At 42.6% G+C, this 25,519-nt stretch carries 18 protein-coding genes and 1 tRNA gene; 8 read left to right on the forward strand and 11 right to left on the reverse strand.

Features of this window, described 5'->3' with window-relative positions; genetic code table 11:
- Nucleotides 1-10 precede the first annotated feature (10 nt).
- Nucleotides 11-1,336, forward strand: coding sequence for a signal recognition particle protein (ffh, locus tag FC093_RS15210; protein WP_137262657.1), 1,326 nt, complete (start codon nucleotides 11-13; stop codon nucleotides 1,334-1,336).
- A gap of 58 nt (nucleotides 1,337-1,394) precedes the next feature.
- Here the strand turns inward: ffh and FC093_RS15215 are convergent, their stop codons facing one another.
- Entirely contained in the window at nucleotides 1,395-1,637 is a 243-nt protein-coding gene (locus FC093_RS15215; RefSeq protein WP_137262658.1) for a hypothetical protein, read from the reverse strand.
- A gap of 150 nt (nucleotides 1,638-1,787) precedes the next feature.
- Here FC093_RS15215 and FC093_RS15220 point away from each other — a divergent pair, with 150 nt between their 5' ends.
- On the forward strand, nucleotides 1,788-4,013 hold the full coding sequence (locus FC093_RS15220) for an FUSC family membrane protein (RefSeq protein ID WP_137262659.1): 2,226 nt from the start codon (nucleotides 1,788-1,790) through the stop codon (nucleotides 4,011-4,013).
- 152 nt (nucleotides 4,014-4,165) lie between these two features.
- Here the strand turns inward: FC093_RS15220 and FC093_RS15225 are convergent, their stop codons facing one another.
- The 9 genes from FC093_RS15225 to FC093_RS15265 form a co-directional block, all read right to left on the reverse strand.
- Entirely contained in the window at nucleotides 4,166-6,013 is a 1,848-nt protein-coding gene (locus FC093_RS15225; protein ID WP_137262660.1) for a glycoside hydrolase family 15 protein, read from the reverse strand.
- A 40-nt stretch (nucleotides 6,014-6,053) separates the two neighbouring features.
- Nucleotides 6,054-7,064, reverse strand: a complete 1,011-nt coding sequence (locus tag FC093_RS15230) for an SDR family oxidoreductase (protein ID WP_137262661.1) — start codon at nucleotides 7,062-7,064, stop codon at nucleotides 6,054-6,056.
- An 85-nt stretch (nucleotides 7,065-7,149) separates the two neighbouring features.
- Nucleotides 7,150-7,584 (reverse strand): PPC domain-containing DNA-binding protein, encoded by a 435-nt coding sequence (locus tag FC093_RS15235; protein ID WP_137262662.1) that lies wholly within the window; start codon nucleotides 7,582-7,584, stop codon nucleotides 7,150-7,152.
- Between the two features lie 348 nt (nucleotides 7,585-7,932).
- Nucleotides 7,933-11,220 (reverse strand): FAD-binding and (Fe-S)-binding domain-containing protein, encoded by a 3,288-nt coding sequence (locus FC093_RS15240; protein ID WP_240743322.1) that lies wholly within the window; start codon nucleotides 11,218-11,220, stop codon nucleotides 7,933-7,935.
- Between the two features lie 18 nt (nucleotides 11,221-11,238).
- Nucleotides 11,239-12,321: an enolase C-terminal domain-like protein gene (locus FC093_RS15245; RefSeq protein WP_137262663.1), complete on the reverse strand. Its 1,083-nt coding sequence runs from the start codon at nucleotides 12,319-12,321 to the stop codon at nucleotides 11,239-11,241.
- A gap of 82 nt (nucleotides 12,322-12,403) precedes the next feature.
- Nucleotides 12,404-14,188, reverse strand: coding sequence for a thiamine pyrophosphate-requiring protein (locus tag FC093_RS15250; protein ID WP_137262664.1), 1,785 nt, complete (start codon nucleotides 14,186-14,188; stop codon nucleotides 12,404-12,406).
- Between the two features lie 325 nt (nucleotides 14,189-14,513).
- Nucleotides 14,514-15,050 (reverse strand): YciE/YciF ferroxidase family protein, encoded by a 537-nt coding sequence (locus tag FC093_RS15255; protein ID WP_137262665.1) that lies wholly within the window; start codon nucleotides 15,048-15,050, stop codon nucleotides 14,514-14,516.
- Between the two features lie 417 nt (nucleotides 15,051-15,467).
- Entirely contained in the window at nucleotides 15,468-18,428 is a 2,961-nt protein-coding gene (locus FC093_RS15260; protein WP_137262666.1) for a M36 family metallopeptidase, read from the reverse strand.
- A 261-nt stretch (nucleotides 18,429-18,689) separates the two neighbouring features.
- Nucleotides 18,690-18,992 (reverse strand): YXWGXW repeat-containing protein, encoded by a 303-nt coding sequence (locus tag FC093_RS15265; protein WP_137262667.1) that lies wholly within the window; start codon nucleotides 18,990-18,992, stop codon nucleotides 18,690-18,692.
- Nucleotides 18,993-19,051: 59 nt separating this feature from the next.
- Between FC093_RS15265 and FC093_RS15270 the strand changes: the two genes are divergently transcribed.
- From FC093_RS15270 to tig, 6 genes are all read left to right on the forward strand, one after another.
- The gene (locus tag FC093_RS15270) at nucleotides 19,052-19,318 is read left to right on the forward strand and encodes a hypothetical protein (RefSeq protein ID WP_137262668.1); all 267 of its coding nucleotides are present in this window, start codon (nucleotides 19,052-19,054) and stop codon (nucleotides 19,316-19,318) included.
- A gap of 15 nt (nucleotides 19,319-19,333) precedes the next feature.
- Nucleotides 19,334-20,128 carry a TIGR00266 family protein gene (locus tag FC093_RS15275; protein ID WP_137262669.1) on the forward strand — a complete coding sequence of 265 codons (795 nt, stop codon included), beginning with the start codon at nucleotides 19,334-19,336 and terminating at the stop codon, nucleotides 20,126-20,128.
- 159 nt (nucleotides 20,129-20,287) lie between these two features.
- On the forward strand, nucleotides 20,288-21,787 hold the full coding sequence (locus tag FC093_RS15280; protein WP_240743323.1) for an oligosaccharide flippase family protein: 1,500 nt from the start codon (nucleotides 20,288-20,290) through the stop codon (nucleotides 21,785-21,787).
- A gap of 44 nt (nucleotides 21,788-21,831) precedes the next feature.
- Complete coding sequence (locus FC093_RS15285) at nucleotides 21,832-22,320, forward strand: GNAT family N-acetyltransferase (protein WP_137262670.1); 489 nt, start codon at nucleotides 21,832-21,834, stop codon at nucleotides 22,318-22,320.
- 74 nt (nucleotides 22,321-22,394) lie between these two features.
- Nucleotides 22,395-22,476: transfer RNA gene (locus FC093_RS15290), tRNA-Leu, on the forward strand.
- Nucleotides 22,477-22,560: 84 nt separating this feature from the next.
- Nucleotides 22,561-23,922: a trigger factor gene (gene tig, locus FC093_RS15295; protein ID WP_137262671.1), complete on the forward strand. Its 1,362-nt coding sequence runs from the start codon at nucleotides 22,561-22,563 to the stop codon at nucleotides 23,920-23,922.
- Between the two features lie 445 nt (nucleotides 23,923-24,367).
- Here the strand turns inward: tig and FC093_RS15300 are convergent, their stop codons facing one another.
- Nucleotides 24,368-25,513 carry a glycosyltransferase gene (locus tag FC093_RS15300; protein WP_137262672.1) on the reverse strand — a complete coding sequence of 382 codons (1,146 nt, stop codon included), beginning with the start codon at nucleotides 25,511-25,513 and terminating at the stop codon, nucleotides 24,368-24,370.
- Nucleotides 25,514-25,519: the final 6 nt, after the last annotated feature.

Raw genomic sequence — 25,519 nt, forward strand, 5'->3', positions numbered from 1 at the left:
TAACAGATACATGTTTAACAGTTTATCCGAGCGACTGGAAGGGGCATTTAAGAACCTGAAAGGCGAAGCCAAAATATCGGACCTCAACATTGCCAATACCGTAAAAGATATACGCCGCGCACTCATAGATGCTGACGTAAACTATAAGATAGCTAAAGAGTTTACTGATAAAGTAAAAGATAAGGCGCTGGGCGAAAAAGTATTGAACGCCATCAGCCCCGGACAATTGATGGTAAAAATTGTGCGCGATGAACTCACTGAACTGATGGGCGGCACCGAAGCCAACTTCAATAGCAGCGGTAACCCGGCAGTGATACTCATTGCCGGCTTGCAGGGTAGCGGTAAAACTACTTTCAGCGGCAAGCTGGCTAATTATCTTAAAACCAAAAAGGGCAAAGCTCCACTGCTGGTAGCAGCAGATATTTACCGCCCGGCGGCAATTGATCAGCTTACGGTGCTTGCCAACCAGATAGGTGTGGAAGTATATGCCGAAAGGGACAATAAAGATGCGGTGGCAATTGCCCAAAACGCAATAAATGAGGCAAAAACAAAGAATAAAAATGTAGTAATTATAGATACCGCAGGCCGCTTAGCTATTGATGAAACAATGATGACCGAAGTGGCCAACATCAAAAATGCGGTAAATCCTACCGAAATATTGTTTGTAGTGGACAGCATGACCGGTCAGGATGCGGTGAATACGGCAAAAGCCTTTAACGACCGCCTCAATTTCAGCGGTGTAGTGCTTACCAAACTGGATGGTGATACGCGTGGCGGTGCGGCTTTATCTATCAAATACACGGTACAAAAGCCTATCAAATTTGTAAGCAGCGGCGAAAAAATGGAAACACTCGATGTGTTTTATCCCGACCGTATGGCGCAGCGCATTTTGGGTATGGGCGATATTGTATCGCTGGTAGAAAAAGCGCAGGAACAGTTTGATGAGGAACAGGCGAAAAAACTGGAGAAAAAAATACGCAGAAACCAGTTTGATTTTCAGGATTTTCTGGATCAATTGCAGCAGATAAAGAAAATGGGCAACCTGAAAGACCTGATGGCAATGATTCCGGGTGTAGGTAAAGCCATAAAAGATATAGATATCAGCGATGATGCCTTTAAAGGTGTGGAAGCTATTATACACTCTATGACGCCACAGGAACGTGCAAACCCCGATATTATTGATCAACGGCGTAAAATGCGCATTGCCAAAGGCAGCGGAAAACAAATGAGCGATGTGAATGCATTTATGAAGCAATTTGACCAGATGCGCAGCATGATGAAGATGATGAATAACATGCCGGCAGGAATGGGACGCATGCCGGGCTTTAAACGTTAAAACGTTAAATGAGTATATCGCTAAAAAGAAAGCGTAGGTGTGTACTCACGCTTTCTTTTTAGTTGTTGCAAATAATAAAAAGTTCGTGCTCCGACCTTTCGCCGCAAAAAGCTCTCAGCAGGCGGTGACGACCTGTAATTTTTTTCCGCTCTACTACGTCTAAAATTTCGTTGGTAATAAGAAACGCATTGAAAGATTCAATATAAGGAAACAACTTTTTCATGTTTCGCTTTTCAATCTCAATTTCTTCAGCGGTAAGAACAGAATCCTTAGGCGCAAGTAATATTAATTCCCTTTCCATCTCCTCACGTTTTTATTAACTAATGTTTTTAGAAATACTAATTTGATACCAAATATAGAAGCGAAAAAATCATGTTCATAAAATGTTGATTATTTTAATTATACTTTAAGAACGGCTACTTTTTGGTAGCTGAGTACTAACTTTCCGCTAATGGAAGCCACCAACAAAATCCGGAACTTTTTAAGCAGTCAAAACCTGTACACCGGTATCCGCATGACGGCTGCCGCCCTCATTCCTTCTCTTATTTTATACCATTATAATCTGCTGGGCGCAATGATTATATTGCCGCTTGGCGCTATGTTTACGGGACTTACCGACAGCCCCGGTCCGGTTAGACACCGCATTAATGGACTGGTAACCGGCATGCTGGTCAATTTTGCAGTTATCATTATTTCCGGCAGCCTGCATGCAAATGTGTGGCTTGTAACGCCGGCTATTGTTTTTTTTGGCATGTTGCTCTCGCTGATAGCTGTATATGGCAGTCGCGCAAGTTCTATCGGCCTGGTAGCACTCATTGTTTTTATATTCAATATAGACGGGCACCTTGCAGGACACATGAATGTGCTGAAGGAAGCGCTTTTATTTACAGCAGGCGGCGTTTGGTACACCATCCTGAGTTTATTGCTGCACACCCTGCGGCCCTACAAAATGATACAGCAACTGGTAGGCAACCATATTATTGAGCTGGCTAATTACCTCGAAGTAAAAGCAAAGTTTTATGAAGACAACCCAGACTATGCCGAACTGCAAAACTTGCTTATGCAAAGCCAGATTACGATACGGCAGGAGCAAGAAGAATTACGCGAAATACTGTATAAAACGCGCCGGATTGTAGCTGAAACTTCTGTGCGTGGCCGCGTGCTGATGTCTATTTTTTTGGATAGCATTGATTTGCTGGAACGTATTATGACATCGCAATACGATTATGCTGTGTTGCACAAAAAGTTTGAAAAAGACGGTATTTTGGAAACAATTGCAGCGCAATTGCAAATTCTTGCTGCCGATTTGCACGATATTGGACTGGCTCTGCAGCGCGGTATGCCATCGCAAAACAGCATAGACCTGGATGCGCTGCAGCGTAAAACAATGGATGCCTTTATTGTTTTGCGTAAAGAAAACATTAATACCAAAACCATTGAAGACTTTATTGCGCTGCGCCAGATCATTTATAGCCTGCAGGATATTACAGAACGCATCAAGCGGTTGCACCGTAGTACGCGCTATGATAAGATGATAAGCCGTGAATACCGGAACGATGTGGAACTGGAAAAGTTTACATCACATACAGAAATGGATCCTAAACTGCTGCTCAACAATCTGACATTGAAATCTTCCAATTTCCGTCATGCGGTACGTCTTACGGTGGCTTTGCTGGTTGGTTATTTTATTTCATTGTTTTATCCGCTTGGTCACAGCTATTGGATACTGCTTACCATTGCGGTTATCATAAAACCGGCATACAGCATTACGCGCCAGCGCAACCTGCAACGTGTAGCAGGTACACTCGCTGGTGCAGCAGTTGGTTTTTTGATTATTTATCTGATAAAGGATACAACAGCCTTATTCATCCTGCTCATCATTACCATGGTATTGGCATACAGTTTATTAAGAATCAATTACTTTATCAGCAGTGCCTTTATTACGCTGTATCTTCTTATCAGTCTTGGTTTTTTAGGACCAAGCGGCTTTCACCAGGCATTAAGTGACCGTGTAGCAGATACAATTATCGGCTCGGTCATCGCATTTATTATGGCTGCATGGGTCTTACCTGTGTGGGAGCATGAGCAGATTGACCGCTTAATAAAAGAAGCTTTGGAAGCAAACCGTAAATATTTCAATGTGGTGGCTTGTATGTTTACCGGTGAGCAGGTGAATGTGACGTTTTATAAATTATATCGTAAGAATGCTTTTGTAGCATTAGCCAATTTATCCGATACTTTTCAGCGGATGCTGTCTGAGCCGAAAAATAAGCAGGTAAAAATGGAGCATTATCACCAGTTTGTTGCCACCAACCATACACTTACTTCTTATATTGCCTCGCTGTCTTATTACGCACAACGGAATGCGCATAAATATGCTTCTGATGAATTTGTGCCTATTATTAAACAAATCAACAAACAATTTCAAATAGCTGCCGAAGCTTTGGAACATCATCAAACAGTAGCAGCTTCGCAAATAAAGCCTGCCATACCAGTAAGCAAGAAAGTAAATGAACTGCTGGTATTGCGCCGCCACGAAGTAGCAAGCGGCAGGGCAGAACTGGAAACAACAGTAAGAAAAACATTATCCGATTTAAAAACCATTTACGACCAATTTGAAATGATAAGTATGGTAGTAGTAGATGAGGTACGAATACTGGAGAAGCTGGCAGCGTAAGTATGCACCAGTTGTGTATTGTGGATGATTAATTTGAATGGGGTAACTGTAAAAATAAATAATTGCTTATACAGCGAAAGTATGTTTCAGGTTTACTGAATAAAACTCTACAGTTAACAAAAACTGCGGTGGTTTATAAAATGCAAAGCTGCTTACTTCATTTCCTTGTGTAAAAATGGAAGGGTTTTGCGGTGTGCTAATTCCTGTTTGTCTATTTCAACCGCAGCACTTATCAAAGAGAGGTGGGTAAAAGCCTGCGGAAAATTGCCCAGGTGCTCGCCGCGCATACCTATTTGCTCGGAGTACAAACCAAGGTGATTAGCATAGCCGAGCATCTTCTCAAAATGTTCTTTCGCTTCTTCTAAACGCCCGCTGAGTGCCAGGCATTCAACATGCCAAAAGGAGCAAATGGTAAACGTGCCTTCTTTGCCTTTCAAACCATCCACCTCATCACTGTCTTCGCGATAGCGATATACGAGTACATCGGAGCGCAGGTCGCGGTCAATGGCATCCATGGTAAGTTCCCATTTTCTGGAGAAAGGAGAGATGACATTCAATATTGGCATCAGCAGTGCACTTGCATCTACAATGTAAGAGCCTTTCGATTGTACAAAAGATTGCTTTTTTTCATTCCAGAAATTTTCGTAAATGTCTTTGTATATATCATCGCGTACAGTGCGCCATTGTAAGAAGTCGTACGGAAACGAAAAGTGGTCGGCTATTTTAATGGCCCGGTCCATCGCTACCCAGCACATCATGCGCGAAAAAAGAAATTCTCTTTCTTCGCCACGTACTTCCCATATACTGCAGTCGGGCTTGTGCCAGTTTTCTATTACATAATCAATGTATTCTACTATTATTTTCCAGTAATCATAGGTGAGGTCGCCACCATGCGTTACATAGATATAAATAGTTTCCAGCAACTCGCCGTAAATATCCATCTGATCCTGAGCATGTGCAGCATTGCCTATACGCACCGGCTGCGAGCCTTTATATCCTTCCATATACGCCAGCTCAAGTTCTTTCAGGTCGGTTCTGCCATCAATGGCAAACATTAGTTGCAGTTCTTCATCGGTGCTTCGCTTTCTTACCCATTGCAGAAATGCTTTTGCTTCGTCCATAAAACCAAGCTCGAGAAAAGCATGCATGGAGAAAGCTGCATCGCGTATCCAGGTATAACGGTAATCCCAGTTGCGCTCGCCGCCAATGGTTTCTGGCAGGCTGGTAGTCGCAGCGGCTATAATGGAACCATATTGTTTGGAGAATAATAATTTGAGCGCTAATGCCGAGCGGTTTACTTCTTCGCGCCAGCGACCATTATATGTGCAGTTTGACAGCCAGTTTTGCCAAAAGCGTATGGTTGCCTGGTAGCTGTTCTCTACATAATCTTCTAATTTTCCTTTTACACTTCCTTTTTTTTCGTGTGCGTCCAGTACCATACAGGTGTATTCTCCTTCCTTTAAGGTAAAAGAAGCAGTTGCATCCTGCCCATCGCGGGTGAGCGGGCGGGTACTGTACAATTTAAAAGGAGGTTGGTCGCCTTTGTTGGGTGTAAATATATAAGCATCCTTCTCCTCATGTATTCTATGCCCTGTATCGGCATAGTTGAAACGCGGCGAGCAGCGCATGTTGTATTTTATTCTGCCTCGTATAGTAGCTATTTTGCGAATGATAGTACAGCCATGATTGCCATCCTGGATAGGCATAAAATCTATTATTTCGGCAATACCTTCTTCTGCAAAAAAACGGGTTACCAGTACATTGGTATCGGGCAGGTATAACTGCTTGGATACCATATTCACCATTTCGGGGCACACCGAAAAACTGCCACCCTTGTCCGCATCCAGCAGCTTGCAAAAGATGGTAGGCGAATCGAAACGGGTGTAGGATAAAAAATCTATAGAGCAATTAAGCGATACCAGTGCTACCGTGTTGAGGTTGCCGATGACTCCATAGTTTTCAATAGGCGGATAGCGTTCTGAAGTTTGCTGTTTATTCATACTGTAAAATGCACCATTGCTTTTGTTTAAAGTAATAACTTCAATCTTTATTACCTCCCAGCAATGCTATCAAACCAATAACTGCCGCACCGGCTGCTATCCGCATAGCAGTGCGGTGCATGCCTGCCCATAGGGTAAAGCTTTTGTTGTGAGATATATCTTTGAAATTGCCATGCGCACCGCGGTCTTCCGGCACTGGTTCCCATACATTATTTTTCCGGTTGGGTGATGCTTTTTGGTTTGTTTGCTGACCTTTAAAGCCGGTTCTCGACAGCACCCAGTCGGCATACCACGGTGCAATTTTATTGCCAATGATTGCTTCGTATGTAGGATAGCCTACCCACACTTCGCGGCGTGGATTGGCAGCAGCAAATACGATAGCTTTTGCAGCAACCTCAGGCTGATATACTTTGCCCATCGGGCGCGGCTTGTTGGGCAACTTGCTAAGCACCCAGCCAAACTGTGTAGTATTCATAGCCGGCAGTTGCACCATGCATATTTTTACATTGGTTTTATCGTGCATCAGTTCGGTACGGAGCGAATCAAACAAACCTTGTATGCCATGCTTGGAACCGCAATAAGCACTTTGTAACGGAATGCCCCGATACGCCAGCGCAGAGCCTACAAAAATGATGACGCCTTTGTTTCTGGGCAACATTCTTTTTAGTGCCGACATAGTGCCATATACCTGTCCTAAATAAGTTACCTCGGTTACTCGTTTGAACTCTTCGGGCTTTATTTCTTTAAAGGGCGCAAACACACTATTCATCGCATTGTTTATCCATACATCAATAGGTCCAAATTCTCTTTCTGCCTGTTCTGCCGCAGCTTCCACCGCATCAGGGTTTGCTACGTCGGTGGGTATGCACAACGCTTTGCCGCCATATTGTTCTATTTCTTTTTTCGTTCCATCCAGTTGTTCCTGTCCTCTTGCCAACACCACCACTTTAGCGCCTTGCTTCGCAAACTCCCAGGCAGTTGCCCTGCCCACACCACCACTGCCGCCGGTAATAACTACTACTTTGTCTTTAAATGTTTGATTATCTGTCATGACTTTTTATTTTAAAATGCGCATTACGTATCATAGAAATGCTTTAATGCATAGCAACAGGAAATACAATAATTTGTTTTTGACCTTAATCAATCACTATTAGTGCCAAACCGGTTTCTTCATCCATACGCTTTTGCAAATAAGAAGGAGACTCTTCCAGTATTACTTCTAGTGTTGGATGCACTTTTGCCTGTAATAAATGCCCGCCAATAGCATTGCCGTTTTCTCTGCCCAATACCACGTGAATGTGTACTTGAGACTCATCGCCATACAATGCCACATCTCCAATTAAAGACAGCACTTCTACCTGCTCATTTACCGGTATTTTTTTGTAGTCTTTTATGGTGTAATCAAAATAGCCAAGCATTGCTTCGCTAAAGGCACCCACTGCCTTAAAACTGCTGGCTTTTAAACTGTGCTCATTGGCAAAAGTTTTCATCGTTTCTACCACTTCATCACCGCTTTCAAAGATGAGCGCGTAGGTGGCTTTGTCGCCTGAGGATAGTAATTTCCATCTCATAGGTTATATGTTTTTAAAATGATTGTAGTAAACTCTTGTTGAACTGATAAAAGATAAATTCTTCATTTTGCCTTTGCCGGCGTTCTTCACCGGCAAATAACCGATATTATTGCTGTTGGTGAAGAACACCAACAGCGGCGGAATGATGTGTTTAACAGTGAAGCATCTTCGTCATTGCGAGCGGAGCGAAGCAATCTGTGCTAAGCCTGAAATCATTATTGACGGCTCATTTTGACTTTATGCTCTTTTCTAAATCAATACTGATGAATGATTTCGGTTTTAATACCATCCACAGATTGCCTCGCTCCGCTCGGAATGACGGTTTCTGCTAAGGTTCGTCTCTTGTTCTTATATGCTTTTTATAATGCTTTTAGTAATCGCATACGCTGTAAAAGCAACACCAACAACAGATGCAATTTTTGCCAGGCTATCAATGGTTGTGGAACCATGTAGTTTCATTTCGTCCACATATTTTTGCTCAGGAAATGCAGCCGCTTTTTCACCGTTTTGCTCGTGCAAAGCCATTTGTAACACTTGTGCTAAATGCATTCCTTTTCTATCAGTTTCCTGCTCTATCTGTTCGCGGCAGCTAAAACCATCCGAAATAATGATGGTGGATGTAGCTGCTTTGCGAATTGCTGGTAATAGCAATTGTTCGCCGGCTTTTATAGATACCTCATAATGCGTACCTTTTTCATATCCAAAGTAGCCAGCCATGCCGCAACAAGTGGTCGGTAATACTTCATAATCCAACCCTGTTTTATCCAGCACTTTCTTTTCGCTGTCCATCTTCATGATAGAACGGTGATGGCAATGCCCATGCACAATGGCTTTGTGCTCCAGTTTAGGAATTTTAAAATCGGGTGCCTTTTGCTTTAAAAATTCGCCCAGCGTAAATACCTGTTTGGATAACCGCGTTGCTTGTTCATTGTGCGGAAATAAATTGTGCAGTTCATCGCGGAATACGGCAACACAACTTGGTTCAAAACCAACAATGGGAATGCCTTCTTTTATTTCATCATGCAATGTATCCAGTATTTCAATCAACATTCGTTTAGCGGTATTCAGCATACCAAAATCATACAACGGTCTGCCGCAGCAAAGTGATTTTTTGGGAACGATGACTTCAAAACCTGCTGCCTCCAACACTTCTACACCGGCAACCAATGTTTGTGGTAAAAAATAGTTATTGAACGTGTCTGCCCAGAGAATTACTTTTTCAGATGTTTGATGTACGATATTTGATGTGTGATGTGCTGTAGCTTCATCTTGTATCTTGCCATTCTTTGCTTCTTGAATTTTGTTCCTTGCACCTCGTTTCTCGTATCTTATTTCTTGTTGTCTTTCGAAGAACCAGTTTTTGAATGATTTCTCGGCAAACCTGGGCATTTTGCGTTGTGGTGCAATGCCTGCAATGGCTTTAGCGATACCGCTGATAACAGGAGCGTGCATGAAGAAATTAGCAATGCCTGGTATATGTGAAGCTAGTCTGCTCCACCAGTAAATCCACCCAAAAACATACGCTGTTCTTGGACGTAACCTGCCATTGTAATAATGTGATAAAAACTCTGCTTTATAAGTTGCCATGTCCACATTTACGGGACAATCGCCTTTACAACCTTTACATGCCAGGCACAGGTCTAATGCTTCTTTTACATTTTCATCTTTCCAGCCACCTTTTAGTACATCGCCGTGCAACATCTCGTACAACAAGCGGGAGCGGCCGCGGGTGCTGTGTTTTTCTTCTCTGGTTACCATATAACTTGGACACATCACACCGCCTTCATGCCTTCTACATTCCCCAACACCCACACATTTCAGGGTAATGCGTTCCCAGCTATACGCGTCATCCGGAAATTGAAAGTGCGTTTTTAATTTCGGCGGATCGTAATCAATACCTATCCGCAGGTCGTTTGTTTGCCCGTAAGTATCCACAATTTTGCCCGGATTCATTCGCCATTGCGGGTCCCAGATAGCTTTAAATTCTTTGAAGGCTTCCACCAGTTCATCGCCAAACATTATGTGGAGTAAATCGCCACGCGCCTGCCCATCGCCATGTTCACCAGAAAGTGAGCCGCCATACTTTACTACTAAATGCGCCGCTTCGATAGTAAACTGTTTATATTTTTCAATACCATCCTGCGTTAAAAAATCGAAGCCAATGCGGCAGTGAATACAACCTTGCCCAAAATGCCCATAAATGGAAGGCTTGTATCCATATTTATCAAATAAGGCACGCAGGTCTTTTACATAATCACCCACATTTTTAGGATCCACCGCACTGTCTTCCCAACCCGGACCACCATTGGGCTCGCCGGGCACCCAGGCAGTGGCGCCCAATCCTGATTCACGCACCTGCCAAAGTTTTTGTTCTTGCTCCTCATCATCAAACAAACTCATGGTAGGCGGATTATTTTTTTTCTTCAATTCTTCCATCAATGCTTTTGCTTTGTTGTCAGAATCTTCTTTACTACCGCCACCAAATTCTACCAATAACCAGGCATTACCTTGTGGCAACAGGGGAATGTCATTAATGTTCAAACCTTTGCGGCGCATAAATTCAATCAGCAAATCATCTAAGCCTTCCAGACCAATTGGCTCGTGCTTCATAATTTCGGGAACTGCATAGCCGGCATCGGGCAAGCCTGGATAACCAAGTACTAAGAGGCTGCGTTCTTTGGGGGTAGTAATCAGTTTTAAGGTGGCTTCGGTAATAGTTATTAAAGTGCTTTCGGAACCGATTAAAGCATGTGCCACGTTGAAACCATTTTCGGGTAATAAAGCAGGTAAATTATAGCCGGAAACACGGCGCGGAATGTTGGGGAATTTTGTACGGATTAGATCTGCATATTTATCGCGGAGGTCACGCATTTTTTTATAAATCTCTGCCTTGCGCCCACCTTCCTTTTGTATTTGCTCATATTCTTCTTCCGATGTTGGGCCTACTTTCATTTTAATACCATCATACGTTACAATAGTCATGCTTTCTGTATTGTCTGATGTGCGTGCACCATAGCCGTAGAACTGCGCCATTACAGAGTGCACACCGCAAGAGTTATTGCCGAGCATCCCGCCTAATGTACAGTGGTCGTGTGTGGCAGGATCAGGACCAAAAGTTAGCCCGGCTTCGCGTTCGGTGGTATGCCGCATTTCATCGAGTACAATGCCAGGTTGTACGGTTACTAATTTCTTTTCTTTATTAATGTTTAATACTTGATTGTAATACTTACTCATATCCATCATTACCGCCACATTGCAGCACTGGCCGGCAAGGCTGGTGCCGCCACCGCGACTTAAAAGCGGGGCATTGTGCTTTTTGCAAATGCGGATGGTATTAATAATGTCTTCTTCTGTTTTGGGTAGCACTACACCAATAGGAAGCTGGCGATAATTCGAAGCATCCGTTGAGTATAACGCACGGCTGCCGGCATCAAAACGTACTTCGCCCGTTACAGCATGTTGCAATTCATGCGCTAATGCTTTTCTATCAACATTTATAGCATATTTTGTTTGAAAGCGGGTATCTACCTGTACACTATTCACCTGCGATTTGTTGTTGTCTTTTATATGCACTTTGGGCTTTGGAGTATCTGTAATTTCCTTATTGCCCTTCATTTTTGCTTTTGTATGCTGCATTGTCATGATAAACTATTTTTAGCGTTTATATTTTTCTGCATCCTGGTATTTAAATTCCAAGCCAAATCCCGGTCGGGTTAAGTCGGGAGTAAGCATACCATTGAGCGGTGGCGATACACCATCAAACAGCAGGGATTCTAAACGTTCATGGTCGTAAAAATATTCAGCGATATAAAAGTTGGGCAAAGCAATAGCTGCATGAAGATGCAATGCCGGTGCACAGTGTGAAGAGAACGGAATTTGAAAGGCTTCACACAAATGTCCTACCTGCAAAAAGCCGCTAATGCCACCACAGCGCGTAGCATCGGCCTGCAATACATCTACCGCCTTATGGCTAAGCATGTGCTTGAAATAATTCAATTGATAACCATATTCACCGGCAGCAATTTGTATATAATGTTGTACACCATTGCGGATAAATTGCAGGCCTTCCAGATTATCAGAAGATACCGGCTCTTCAAACCAACTGATATTGTATTGGCTGAAAACTTCTGCCATATACAATGCCTGTCGTGCTGAATATGCCCCATTGGCATCTACAAATAATGCTGCATCATTACCGATAATCCGGTGCGCATTTTTTACGCGTTCTATATCCCTTTTTTCATCGCGGCCAATCTTCATTTTTACATACTTTACTTCTTGTTGCAGCCATGCTTCAAGCTGTTTTTTTAGTTGCTTATCGGTATAGTTGGTAAAGCCACCACTGCCATAAAGCAGCATGCCTTCTTTTGCCTGCCCTAACAATGTGCAAAGTGGTAATTCTACAATTTTTGCTTTTAAATCCCACAATGCATTGTCAATGGCAGACACCGCCATAAAAGCAATGCCGCAAACGCCGTTGTTGCGGATGTGCTGTATAAGCACAGTACGTATAGCAATGATGTTCATCGCATCTTTGCCAATTACCATATCCTTCAGCGATTTGTCAATTAATGTTGCTACAGCAATGCTTGCATAGGTATAGCCCAAACCTTTTTTACCGCCAGCTTCCAGCTCCACCAATATCATGGTAGTACTGTTCCATTCAAATGTGCCATCTGCTTCCGGCGATGCAGTTGGAACGGTGTACACCGAAGTAGTGAGCGTTTTAATTTTCATAGTGGTAAGGTGTCAGTCATCACTTATTAAACAACACTGTAAAGCAGTGGCATAATTCCTGATGACTAAGGCTTTATTGATGTTAATGCGGTAAAATGTTTTCTACTACATCTTTAAATGTTTGCTTAATGATGCCGCCTTCGTTGGGATCTCCTTTCAGCAAGGTTTCAGCATATTTCTTCATTTCGGTAAACGTAATATGCGGCGGAATGGTAGGTACATTCGGGTCGGTGATTACATCTATCACAACAGGTTTGTCTGAAGCAAATGCCTGATCCCAGGCAGGTCCTATATCTTCGGGCTTGTTTACTAAAATGCCTTTTAAGCCAACCAATTCTGCATATTTGGAATATGGAAAATCTGGTATATCCTGAGAGCCTTCGAACTTAGGATCACCGCTCATTACGCGCTGTTCCCAGGTTACTTGGTTCAAATCGTTGTTGTGCAGCACCATGATGATGAGGCGCGGGTCAGCCCATCTTTTCCAGTATTTAGCAATGGTAATAACACCGTTGTTGCCCAGCATTTGCATGGCGCCATCGCCCACCAGTGCGATAGACACCCGATCGGGATACGCAAATTTTGCTGCTATTGCATACGGCACGCCGGGGCACATGGTAGCGAGGTTGCCCGACAGCGAGGCTTTCATGGTTTCCTTTACCTTCAGGTTGCGGGCAAACCAGTTTGCCGAAGAACCGGAGTCGGCAGAAAGAATACAGGTATCCGGCAAGCGCTTGGATAATTCGGAAAACACTAATTGCGGATTAATTGGGTTTGCTTCATTCTTTGCCCTTGCTTCAATTATTTCTTCCCAGTCTTTGTTATTATCCTGTATTTTCTTCAGCCAGTCTCTATCCTCTTTGCGCTGGAGCAACGGAATGAGCGCCTGTAAGGTTTCTTTGCTGCCGCCTAAAAGGTTTACATCCATTGGATAACGGAGGCTTAACTTTCTGGGGTTAATATCTATCTGTACACCTTTTGCCTGCCCTTCTTTTGGTAAAAATTCAGAATAAGGGAAGCTGCTGCCAATCATCAATAAGGTGTCACAGTCCATCATCATATCCCAGCTTGGCTTTGTACCTAACAAACCGATAGAGCCGGTACAATAAGGAGAATAATCACTTAATGCAGCTTTGCCCAGCAACGCTTTTGCAACGCCGGCACCCAGCAACTCCGCTACCTGTTCTACTTCCTGGTGCGCGCCAATGGCGCCGGCGCCAATGAGAATGGCTACTTTTTTACCTGCATTCAATATATCGGCTGTCTTTTGCAGGTCGGCTACTGAAGGCACAATGTGAATATTTGTATATCCTACGCCGGTAAAGATGCTGCCGTGCTCGCGTGGCGGTGCTTCTTCGGCATCTTCTTCCTGTAAATCATTAGGTACAATCACACAGGTAACTGTTCTTTCGGATTGTGCTATGCGGAGCGCACGGTCAATTACCTGCCGCATTTGTGCGGGTACCGTTACCATGTGTACATATTCTTTTGCCACATCTTTAAATAAAGTATTCAAATCTACTTCCTGCTGGTAATCGCCGCCCATTGCGCGGCGTGCCTGCTGACCAACGATAGCCACTACAGGTTGTGAGTCTTTTTTTGCATCGTATAATCCATTTAATAAATGAATGGCGCCAGGCCCCGAGGTTGCCATGCACACGCCTACTTCGCCGGTAAATTTTGCATGAGCGCAAGCCATAAACGCCGCCATTTCTTCGTGGCGTACCTGTATAAAATCCATGATATCCTTATGCCGGTTGAGTGCGCCCATAATACCATTAATACCATCACCTGGAAAGCCAAATATGCGCGTAATACCCCACTCGTGCATACGCTTGATTAGATAATCACTAACTGTATTTTTCATTGTAAAACATTTTTTATTAAGTATGGGTATATAAATAGTAATTATGCTGTGTGCAGGAGCTAATTGCTTTTTATGAATAACCGGAAAGAAAAAGGTCGGATGTAATTACACCCGACCTTTTTGCTACCTTTTATTTCCTGTGTTTTCTTCTGTGTCAAAAACATGTGTCCTTATGCCGGTTTTAGCTTTTGCGGCATTACATGTAGGCATAGATAGCTTAACAGTACATTGTATTGCACCAAATTGTTGGGGGCTAAAATGATTCTTAACATACATTGAGGACATAGACGCAGCATTTAAAAAATAAAGCTATTCATCAATCAGTTCACACTTTTTCCTGGCTTGCCTTGTAGTTAATGCCACTTTCAGCAATTTGCGATAACAGCTTATCTGTTTGTTCTTCCTCCTGCAGCGTTTGTCCAAGCAGGCTCTTAGCTTCTGTAAAGCCCATGGTTTCGGCAAGCTGCGCCAGCCCGCCATAAGTGGCAATCTCATAGTGTTCGGCTTTTTGTGCGGCAATAATCAATCCTGCATCGCGTTGTGCAGAGCCCTCATCCGTTCCATCTATGATGTCTTCTCCTTCTTCAGCAATGCCCGACATGGCAGGACATTTCCTGGTTTTTGCAGTTTCGCCTATACTGATAAATACCTGCTCCAAACGGCTCACATGATTTTTTGTTTGTTCAAGATGGTTGTTGAATGCCTGCTTTAATTTATCGCTGGTGGCTGCTTCGGCCATTTTAGGTAATGTTTTTACCAGTTTTTTTTCAGCCCAGTAAATATCCTGCAGCTGCTCTACAAACAGCTCTTTCAATTTAGAATGCGCTGTTGTTGACTGGTCGTTCATAGTTCCTGTTTTCATAATAGGTTCGTTTATAAATTGTTTTAAATAACCACTATGTCTCAGATAAGTATGCCATAAAAGTGTTTGCTACCGTTAAAACTGGTACAGATAAAAATTTTTGAACTTTTATGTGTTCTGTTTCAGTAAATAGCCGGCATTATGTAGTAAAGAAAAATGTACTGTTTATTAACATACAGCCGTTCCCTTCTGCAATTCCATAAGTATGCAACGTGGTAATTTTTTCTACACACAACTATTAAAACTATGAGAAAAAAGTACTAAATACAGGAAACAAGATATATGCCTTATTGAAAAAGGCAATTGGTTTTTCATGCTGCATAAAGCAGATAAGAGTTAGTTTGTGTGTTGTTTTACAAACAAAAGCTGCCTCATGACAGAGGCAGCTTTTGTTTGAATGAAGTAAATAAACAGCAATTATTCTACTATAAATTGCTCTTTATAGTTAAAGCTGTCGCCAATAATATGAATATAATAACTGCCGGCGGCTAACGTGCGTACATCAATGGTAGCAGATGTGCCGCTGAAGCTGGAAGCAGTAAGCAAACCACCTGTGTTGTTATATACCTTTACCTGCAACTGCTGAGTGTTGCCAGGGATTGTTATTTTTAAATAATTACGTACAGGATTGGGGGCTATAACAATGGCTTTCGCACCGTTAAAAGTGACTGTGCGTTCAATTGAAAGCTTATTGTCTTTGCTGCTGCTAACGGTGCGTATGCGGTATATATTGTTGCCTGCAGCCGGATGTATATCAACGAAACTGAAGGTATTGCTGCCAGTTGCTTTCACGGTGCCAATGGCTGCAAATGCCTGTCCATCACTACTTCTTTCCACTATATATTTTGAGGTTTTTACAGCATGGTTTGTAGTCCAGGTAAGCTGTGCAGTTGCGTTTTGCCTGCGCGCATCAAAAGAATTTAAAGTAATAAAGTTGTTAACGCCCGGTGGCAAATCGTATGCTGCAATACCATCTTTCAGATTGTTTGATTTTTTTTGATTTGCACTGTAGCCTAAGCCCCGTTTTGCAAAAGCCTTCCAGATAATATTGCTGTAAGCGCCGCCGAATAACAAGGTATCTGCCTCCAAAATGCCGTTGCGGGCATCTACAAAGCCGGGGTTGCACTTCTGCATTTTCATACCCTGCATTACCAGTTTCATTGCTACAATGTTTCCGCCTGTTTTGGAAGCATCGGTAATGGATGCATTAATACCGTCCTGTGCTATAATATCCCAGGTCATTGTCCAAAGCATATTGCACCACACTTCACCAGGGGTATGCGGATCGTAAGGTACCAGGAAGCCACCATTGGTGATGCGGTCGCTGCTGGCAAGGCTGTCATAAGTCCACGGATTCACATTGAAATCGGTGCTGTAAGGATAATAGCGAATGCCACCAAACTCGGGCGTTAGTCCAAAAGCATAGTTGCCAATCGGGCGTGGTATATTAAATCCATCATTTACATGAGCAGTAGCCCAGTTGGTAGTTACCATCAAACCCATATAGTCACTCCAGCCTTCACCCATACTGCCCGATTCTTTGTTGCTAAGACAGGTTGCAATATTAGGCCCGCCGGTAAGCCGGTTGGATATGCCATGTGTGTATTCGTGCGAGACAACGCCATTATCAAGGTCACCGTCAATCTGGGGCCCGGGTTGTAATGTAATATTTACAACAATACCCCTCCGGCGGAAATCTTTAATAGAATCAGCTACACTTTTGAGAATGGAAAATGCGGGTATGGTAATGGTGTTGTCTGTACCACCCATCAGTATAGGTGATTGTGCATCTACATTATCACCGATGAGCACAGCTATAGCGCCGGCATTCTGTGCATTTTTTGCCTTTGTTACAAAGTCACAGTTACCGCGGTCAATATACGCTATTTTGCCGGCGAGTGCTGCTGCATTGGAAGAGGCGTTACAGCCCAGCGAAGTAGTTGTGCCCGCATCCTTATAAATAACAACATTAGCAGTAATGGCGCCGGCATTTTTTATTTTATTGTTGGTGCTAAAACTGCTTTCCGAGGCCATTTTGAAACCTGTAAATGCAGCCGGTTTATTTGCAAAGCAAGTCTTAAACGGAGATGGGCTCCATAAAAACATTTGCATCCTTGGGTTGCTGCCATCCGCAGGGGTAGCAAAATTGGCATTGTTGGTACCAGACGCGTCCTGCGCATCAGCAATTACATAGTCGTTGCCCTTGCCACCCCGGTTTAAATTGCTTTTCTGGAAATTACCTGCAGCTTCGTCAAATCCATACTGATAACTCATATCGTGCATGATATTGTTCCAGTAAAAAAGATTGGTAACACCAAAGTTGCGTGTAGGTGCAGAACTTAAAGCGTCTTTGCTGAAGTTGGGAGTAAAGTTAAAAGTAAGGTTGGGCAAAGCAGTAGAAGATCTGGCAGCCTGTTTAAGTGTATTATTTTTGCCATCAAGATCGGGCTGTGCATACACGTTGTTGCCGCGCGTGCTGTCATAATCTTTGGCAGCATCGCTATTCCAGTTAAGTGTGTACGCATCCGCATCGGCAAACATTGTCCATGGATTGGTTACCAGCACCGGCGCTGTGAAGTTAGGATCGGAAAAAGGATAAGGTATTACGTTGTATTTGGCAGAGTTTACAGCTTCTGCCTGTAAAATGTTGTCTTCTGCAGCAATAGCTGGCTGCTCAAAACACTCCATTTTGTGTAAATGCCTGGGTGAGGTAAAATTGCAGCTAACCGTTAAGTTATCTTTCTTTATCACGTTGCCGGTTTGTGCATCTATTTTTATCAGCCAAAGCGCATTACCCACATGGGAGTGGAGGCTTACCTGCCAGCCAAGGAGGTAATTGTTGGCTTCATCATCAGCAGGCACCCACATCAATCTTACAAAAATGCTGTTGGCATTTTCGCGGATAAACTCAAACTCCTGGCCATCTGCTGATTTTTTTACATAGGCAAGTACGTTTTCGCTTAACTCTTCTTTTACTTCTGCTGCCGCTTTGCGCAATGCCTGTTTTGCGTCAATGTTGGGTAGTATTGTTTTAGCAATAATTTTTTTATCAATAACTGGTACACTGCCCGGCTGCACAGAAATTACCTGACCGTTTTTGAATGCTACTACTGTAATGGCATTATACACGTCTATGCCTTTGTAGGTTTGCTGCAAATACGCCATGATAGCTTGTGCATTTTTGTCGTAATAAGACGAAGAAATACGTAGTGTTCTGGCCTCATTGCTGGTAAGCCCAAGCGCACTGCTGTTTTTGATTACCAGATTTTTTACAGCAGCTTCGCTGGCATCTGCTCCGGAAGTTTTTGTTGTTTGAGCTGTTGCACCAAATGCTAATAGCAAGGTAACTGCTAAAGCACAGAAGTTCTTGTTTCTCATGCAGTAATAATTTTATTGCCTAAAAATATTTAAATTTCTTTAAAACTTTGCTTTTAATTAAAATGTGGGCAAGTTTATTACTGCATTATATAAATAATTAAAAATTAATGTTTTACAAGTTTGTTTGGCGAGTGGCAAATAATTTTCCGGTGAAATGTGCAGGCGTTAAAAAGTAGCTACAGAATTTATTTGAGTATTACTCATTTTTAATTCATTCAAAAATAAAAATGCAGCCCCGTTGTAAGCTGCATTTTTGTACGGTTATGTCCGTGCCCAATGGCCGCTTACCCAATACCAGCCACGGCGTATATGCGCCCAATGGCCGGGCATCCACACATAATGCGGGCGCGGCGCTACCCAATAGCCCGGCTGATACACATACGTTCTTCCCATAGGTATCCATTCTCCTTCAATCCATACATAAGTGTGCGCAGGTGCGGCTGGGCGCGCCACAACAGTTGCCCCTGGTTGCACCGTTACATAAATCCGTTGGGCGCGGCTTTGTTGCGAGCACAAAAAACAAATAGCCAACAGCATCAGATACTTTACCACAAAATGTTTCATAACTATTTACTTTTGTTTTTTTCAGATAAGCGAAACTGCAGTTGGTTTAACAAAGAGCTATGCTAAAGAGTAAAATGCCGCAATGGATAATTGCAATACTATATGTAGTACTGTTTGTATGGATATGGATGCATAGCAAAGAACCAGCACTATCAGATGTACCGTTGTTATTTGGTGCAGGTTTGGTTGTATCGTTGTTGTGTCTTATACCCTTCAATACGAAAGCGAATCAAGTGTTAATGGTAATAAATATAGTATTGCTTATTGCTAATATTGTAATGTATTTTGCTGCTTACCGGCTGGTGAGCGGTGTTTTCAAAAACTAACATAATATAACCTTTATGATACGCAATCACGTAATTGATTATCGCATTGCAGGCGAAGAAATGCAGTTTGTAGAAGTGGAACTGGATCCGCAGGAAACAGTTGTGGCCGAGAGTGGCGCTTTTATGATGATGGACGATGGTATTCAGATGCAAACCATCTTTGGCGATGGCAGCCAGCAACAGCAGGGTGGCATCTTCAGCAAATTGCTGAGTGCCGGCAAGCGCCTGTTGGTAGGGGAGAGCCTTTTTATGACGGCTTTTACCAATGTAAGCAATGGCAAAAAACGGGTGAGCTTTGCATCGCCTTACCCCGGCAAAATTATCCCGTTGAATCTGGAGCAGCTTGGCGGTTCGGTTATTTGCCAGAAGGATGCTTTTTTGTGTGCTGCCAAAGGGGTGAGTATCAGCATAGAATTTCAGCGCCGGTTGGGTACCGGCTTATTTGGCGGCGAAGGTTTTATTATGGAAAAACTGCAAGGTGATGGCATGGCATTTATGCATGCCGGCGGCCATGTATTTGCGAGGCAATTGGAAGCTGGTGACATGCTGAAGGTTGATACCGGCTGCCTGGTAGGTTTTACCGCCGGTGTGCAGTTCGACATTCAACTCGTAGGAGGTATAAAAAATACCATTTTTGGGGGCGAAGGTATGTTCTTTGCTACACTGCGTGGTCCCGGCAGAGTATGGATACAAACGTTGCCGGTGAGCCGGTTAGCTTCGCGTATATTAAGCTATGCTACCGTGCAGCGTAAGGAAGAAGGTAGCATTCTCGGGGGGCTGGGCAATATATTAGATGGAGATGGATATTAGTAATAGCTTCGGGCCGTAAGCTACGAGCTTGATAGCCTGATAGGTAAATTTTCTGTTTACAACCTTCTGCTTGCAGCCTGAAGCTTGTGGTTTGTAGCTTATTGCTCACGGCCCGAAGCTCATAGCCCGCAGCTTTCTTAAATATAAAAACACTTTCCTTTGAGCATAAAAAGCCTTGCCGGTCAAACGTTGTGGTATGGCGTCAGCAGTATAGCGGCAAGATTTATTAACTATTTACTGACTCCTATTCTTACTTATTCGGCTATTGTAACAATAGCCGATTTTGGCCGTATGAGCGCCGTTTATGCCATGATGCCGCTGATGAATGTGCTGCTTACCTATGGCATGGAAACAGCTTATTTCCGGTTTATACAGAACAAAGAAAAAACGGCAATTATAGACAGTACAGCTTCTATCAGTTTGCTGTTGAGCACAGCGGTGTTTGCTGTATTGTTGTGGCTGAATCAAGGATTGTTGATTAAGATTACCGAGCTAAAGGAATTTCCTGTACTGGTGCAGCTTAGCATTTTTATTATTGTGATGGATGCCTTAAGCGCTATTCCTTTCGCCAAAATCCGCAACGAAGGCAGACCACGGTTATTTGCCCTGATAAAAATCATCGGTATTATTTTATACATAGGGCTGACCGCTTTTTTTGTAATGTACTGTCCGTATGAATACAACAAAAATGGCGGCAACTCTTGGGTAGTCTTGTTTTACAGTCCGCGAACGAACCCCATTGTATATGTGCTGATTGCGAATATCTTTCAATCCGGCGTTACATTGTTATTGCTTTTGAAATGGCTGTTACCAAAGAAATTTGTATTTAGTTTTCCCGTCTGGAAGGACATGATTGTCTATGCTTTCCCCATGTTAATCGCAGGCTTGGGCTATACGGTGAATGAAACTTTCGACAGGCTAATGCTCGGATGGTGGTTGCCGCCTTCGGTTGCCAAAGAGCAATTAGGTATTTACAGCGCGTGTTATAAACTGGCTATTTTAATATCCCTTTTTATACAGGCATTCCGCATGGGCGCCGAGCCATTTTTCTTTAAGCAGGCAGAAGGTAAAGATGCACCCAGAACGTATGCCCGTGTAATGAAATTCTTTGTGCTTACTATTACACTCATGTTTTTGGTGGTGGTATTGTATATACCCATATGGAAGTATTTTATAGCACCCAAATATTGGGAGGGGTTGAAAGTAGTGCCTATTCTATTGCTTGCAAATATGAGTCTTGGCATTTATATCAACCTGAGTATCTGGTACAAAATTACCAGCCGCACATGGGCCGGCAGCATTATAACAATGATTGGTGTGGCAATCACTTTTTCGGTGAACTATCTTTTCATTCCCCGGTTTAGTTATGTTGCGAGTGCATGGGCTACTTTTTTGTGTTATTCTACCATGATGGTGGTGAGTTATATATGGGGACAAAAGCATTATTACATACCTTATGCGTGGAAAAAATTACTTGCTTTTTTAGTGATTGTGCTACTCCTGTTTTTCATACACAAAGGCATTACGATGTTGTGGAGCAATACCGTATTTAGCCTGCTGGTGGCAACCATTCTGATTAGTTTGTATGCATGGTTTATTGTACAGGTAGAAAGGAAAGAGTTTAAACTCTTTCCGGTGATTGGAAAGTATATTAGATGAAAATCAAATTATCATGCTTTAAGCACTCTTCATAATACTATACCATGTCTCCATTGATCTTTTTGCCAATAGACATAGATGAAGCGAAAAATACGCAGTTCAACAACCATCCGGAATGTGTGGAAATATTACAAGTATATCCGCCTTTTTATAAAAAAGTAGGTTTCAATAAGCCCTGGATCGGCTATTTTATAACCTTTAATGGAGTAGAAATTATCGGCGGCGGTGGTTATAAAGGAAAACCCATAAACGGCAAAGTGGAAATTGCTTATGGGACATTTAAGAATTATCAGGGGCAAGGGATAGGTACTGAGATTTGCAGGCAATTAACCCTGTTAGCTTTTCAAACCGACCCAACATTGCAAATAACCGCCAGAACGTTGCCAGATAATCTCGCGTCCATCAGGATATTAAAAAAGAATGGATTTAAATGTTTGGGAACAGTTTATGACGAAGAAGACGGCAACGTTCTGGAATGGGAATTTGAAAAGCACAGTGCCAAACATCAACTAATCCATTTACCAGGCAGCTAATTCTGTTATAAAGTAGTTACATCTTTTTCGCGATTTGTTTATTCTGCTAAAACCATTATTTTTGCGCCCCGTTTGCGGATGTGGCGAAACTGGCAGACGCACTAGACTTAGGATCTAGCGCCGCAAGGCATGTAGGTTCGATTCCTATCATCCGCACACCAAAGCCCCATTCCCTAAAGGGGCTTTTTAATTACTATTACACTAAAATCACCCCCCTTAGGGACGGGGGTTTCACTTACAATGGCTACCGTTACCAGAGAAAACATCGGTCCTTTAAACGATAAACTCACCGTTAATATAGCAAAGCAGGACTACCTGCCCGCATTTGAAAAAAGCCTGAAAGACTATGCTAAGAAAGCCAATATTCCCGGCTTCCGCAAAGGCATGGTGCCCCCCGGGCTGGTGAAAAAAATGTATGGCAGCAGTGTGTTTACCGATGAAGTATTGCGCACCGTAGAAAAAGAACTGAACAACTACGTAACCGAAGAAAAACTGGATATTCTTGCCCAGCCATTGCCGCTACCCAGCGACTCACAAAGGCTGGATGTTTTTAATCCCGCTGATTATACTTTCGATTTTGAAGTAGGCTATAAGCCTGAAATAAATATAGATATTCACAACATCCACGTTACACGTTACAAAGTGACTGTAACCGAAGAAATGGTGAACGATGAAATCAACCGTTTGCAAATCCGCAGTGGCAAAATGACCAACCCGGATGTGATTGACAATGATGAAAACGTGTTGAATGTAGAACTGAAAGAGGCTGATGCCGAAGGTAATCCTATAGAAGGTGGCATTCAAAAAGACAATTCATTTTTACTGAAGTATTTTACGGAAGACGTAAAAACGCAATTGCGCGAAAAAAAGGTAGAGGATACCATTCTGATTCAGTTGAGCAAAGCGCTCGAGCCAAAAGAAAGGGAATTGGTAATGAGCGATCTGGGACTGGATAACCATAGCGATATAGATGCAGATAAGTACTTTTTGATGACCATCAAAAAGATTGGATTAGTAGAAAAGTCGGAATTGAACGAGGAGTTTTTTAATACCGTTTATCCCGGACGAAATATTACTGCTGAAGAAGACTTTGGTGCAGAGGTAAAGAAAGAGATTGAGGCTTATTATGATGCACAAAGCAGAAGCCAGGCACAAGACCAGATTTTTCATGCGCTTACCGATCATACCCAATTGCAATTTCCGGAAAGCTTCTTAAAACGTTGGTTGCAGTTGAATGGCGAACAGCAAAAAACCGAGGAAGAGGTAAACGAAGAATATCCTAAATATGAAAGCCAGTTGAAGTGGAGTTTGATTGCCACTAAGCTTATTCAGGACAACAATATTTCTGTAAGCCCCGATGAAATCAGGACATTTGCCCAGCAGCGCCTGATGAGCTATATGGGCGGGCAAAACTTTGGCGATTTGTCGTGGATGGAAGACTACACCAACCGCATGATGCAGGATAAAAAATTTGTAGAGCAAAGCTACAACGAAATACAGGCTGCCAAGCTGTTTGATATCTTGTTAGACCAGGTACAGAGTACTGAAGAGCCTATCTCGGCAGACGATTTTGCAAGCAAATTGCACCACCACCATCATTAATTTTTAAAAATAGTAGCATATAAAAAGCCTGCAATTTTTGCAGGCTTTTTTGTTTTGGTAACGGGTGGTGTAGGGCATATAGGAAGTATTTGATGTAGCCTCTGGCGCTACCAGTGCCATCACTCACTGCAACACCTGTACGCGCGTCGTCATTGCGAGCGATAGCGAAGCAATTTGTGAGTAGCTGTAAATCCATATAGGTGGCTTAGTTGTGAAACATTCATGTGTCAGGTTCAAGAATCTAACAGGTGAAATAGCCCTAATTCTAAAGGTATATTTTGATGTTATTAAAATCCACAGATTACGTCGTGCCTCGCAATGACGGAAAAACGTTAGCAGGATTCCGAACCTGCCAGCGTTGATACAAAAATTAAAATCCGCCTTACACTTCGGTGACAGCCTTTTCGTTTCCCTCTCCACTTGTTGAGAGGGGCAGGGGTGAGTGTTACTTCACCTTTCTATCTTTCCATTGATACTTCCCAAACAAGCCCAGCCAGCCTGCAACAACAGTATAAACAATATGAAAAGGCTGCATAACCGGAAACCATATTAACAACTTTTCCTGCTTAAAGAAGCGGGCAACCGGTATTATAAAACTTAGTTCGCATACCGTTTTTATAATTAATAAAAGTAGCCAAAAAATAAACAGTTTGGGCACCAAAAAACAGCTGAAGAATAGTACTAAAAGCGATAAATTAAACAAATACACCAACGCCAAAACAGCTATAATTTTTCCATCCTGGTACTTACCTGTTTTACTTGCCCAGCGTATGCGTTGATTAATAAAATCTTTCCATGTTGGCATTGGAAGCGTTTGTACAATGCTGTTATTATTAAATAGGTATCCTGTTTTTCCGGTATACTGCTTTTGTATCTTACCCATCAGCAGCATATCATCACCACTGGCAATAGTATCTATGTCTTTAAAGCCATCCACTGCATAAAAAATCGCTTTGCTATAAGCCAGGTTGGCACCATTGCACATACTATGCACACCGGCAGAAACAGCGGCTGCCGTAATGCCTTGCAGGCTCATAAAATCGAGACACTGAAAAAGACTAATAAAAGAATGTGTATTGATAAATGATACCGGTGCTGCTACAAATACAGCGTTTGTTTGATGGATATAATTATTTAAATTACTTAACCAGTTTTTTGGCACAATGCAATCCGCATCGGTAGTTACGATCCAATTGCTTTTTGCTTGCTCAATTGCCAGTTCAATGGCTTTCTTTTTATAAGCCAACATGGAACGTTTGCCAATCATTGCTTCCAACGATAATAATTGTATGTTGCTGTACTGTTGTTGCATTTTTCTTACACATTCCGGTGTGTTATCTGTAGAAAAGTCATCTATTACAATTATTTCAAAAAATGCTTGCGGATAGTTATTCGTTATAATGGATTGTAGGCAATTGGTAATGTTTGCTGCTTCATTTCTTGCCGGAATAATAACAGAAAAGGATTGGTATTGATCAGGAGCATCAGTTGGCTGAAAAGGTTGTAGTTTTTTAAACCAAACTCGGTAAGCAATAATAATACTACAATATACTGCACACAACAAAGAACAGAGGATATACAAAAGCGGCATGGCTGC

This window comes from Ilyomonas limi, from assembly GCF_005233845.1.
Lineage (GTDB): Bacteria > Bacteroidota > Bacteroidia > Chitinophagales > Chitinophagaceae > Ilyomonas > Ilyomonas limi.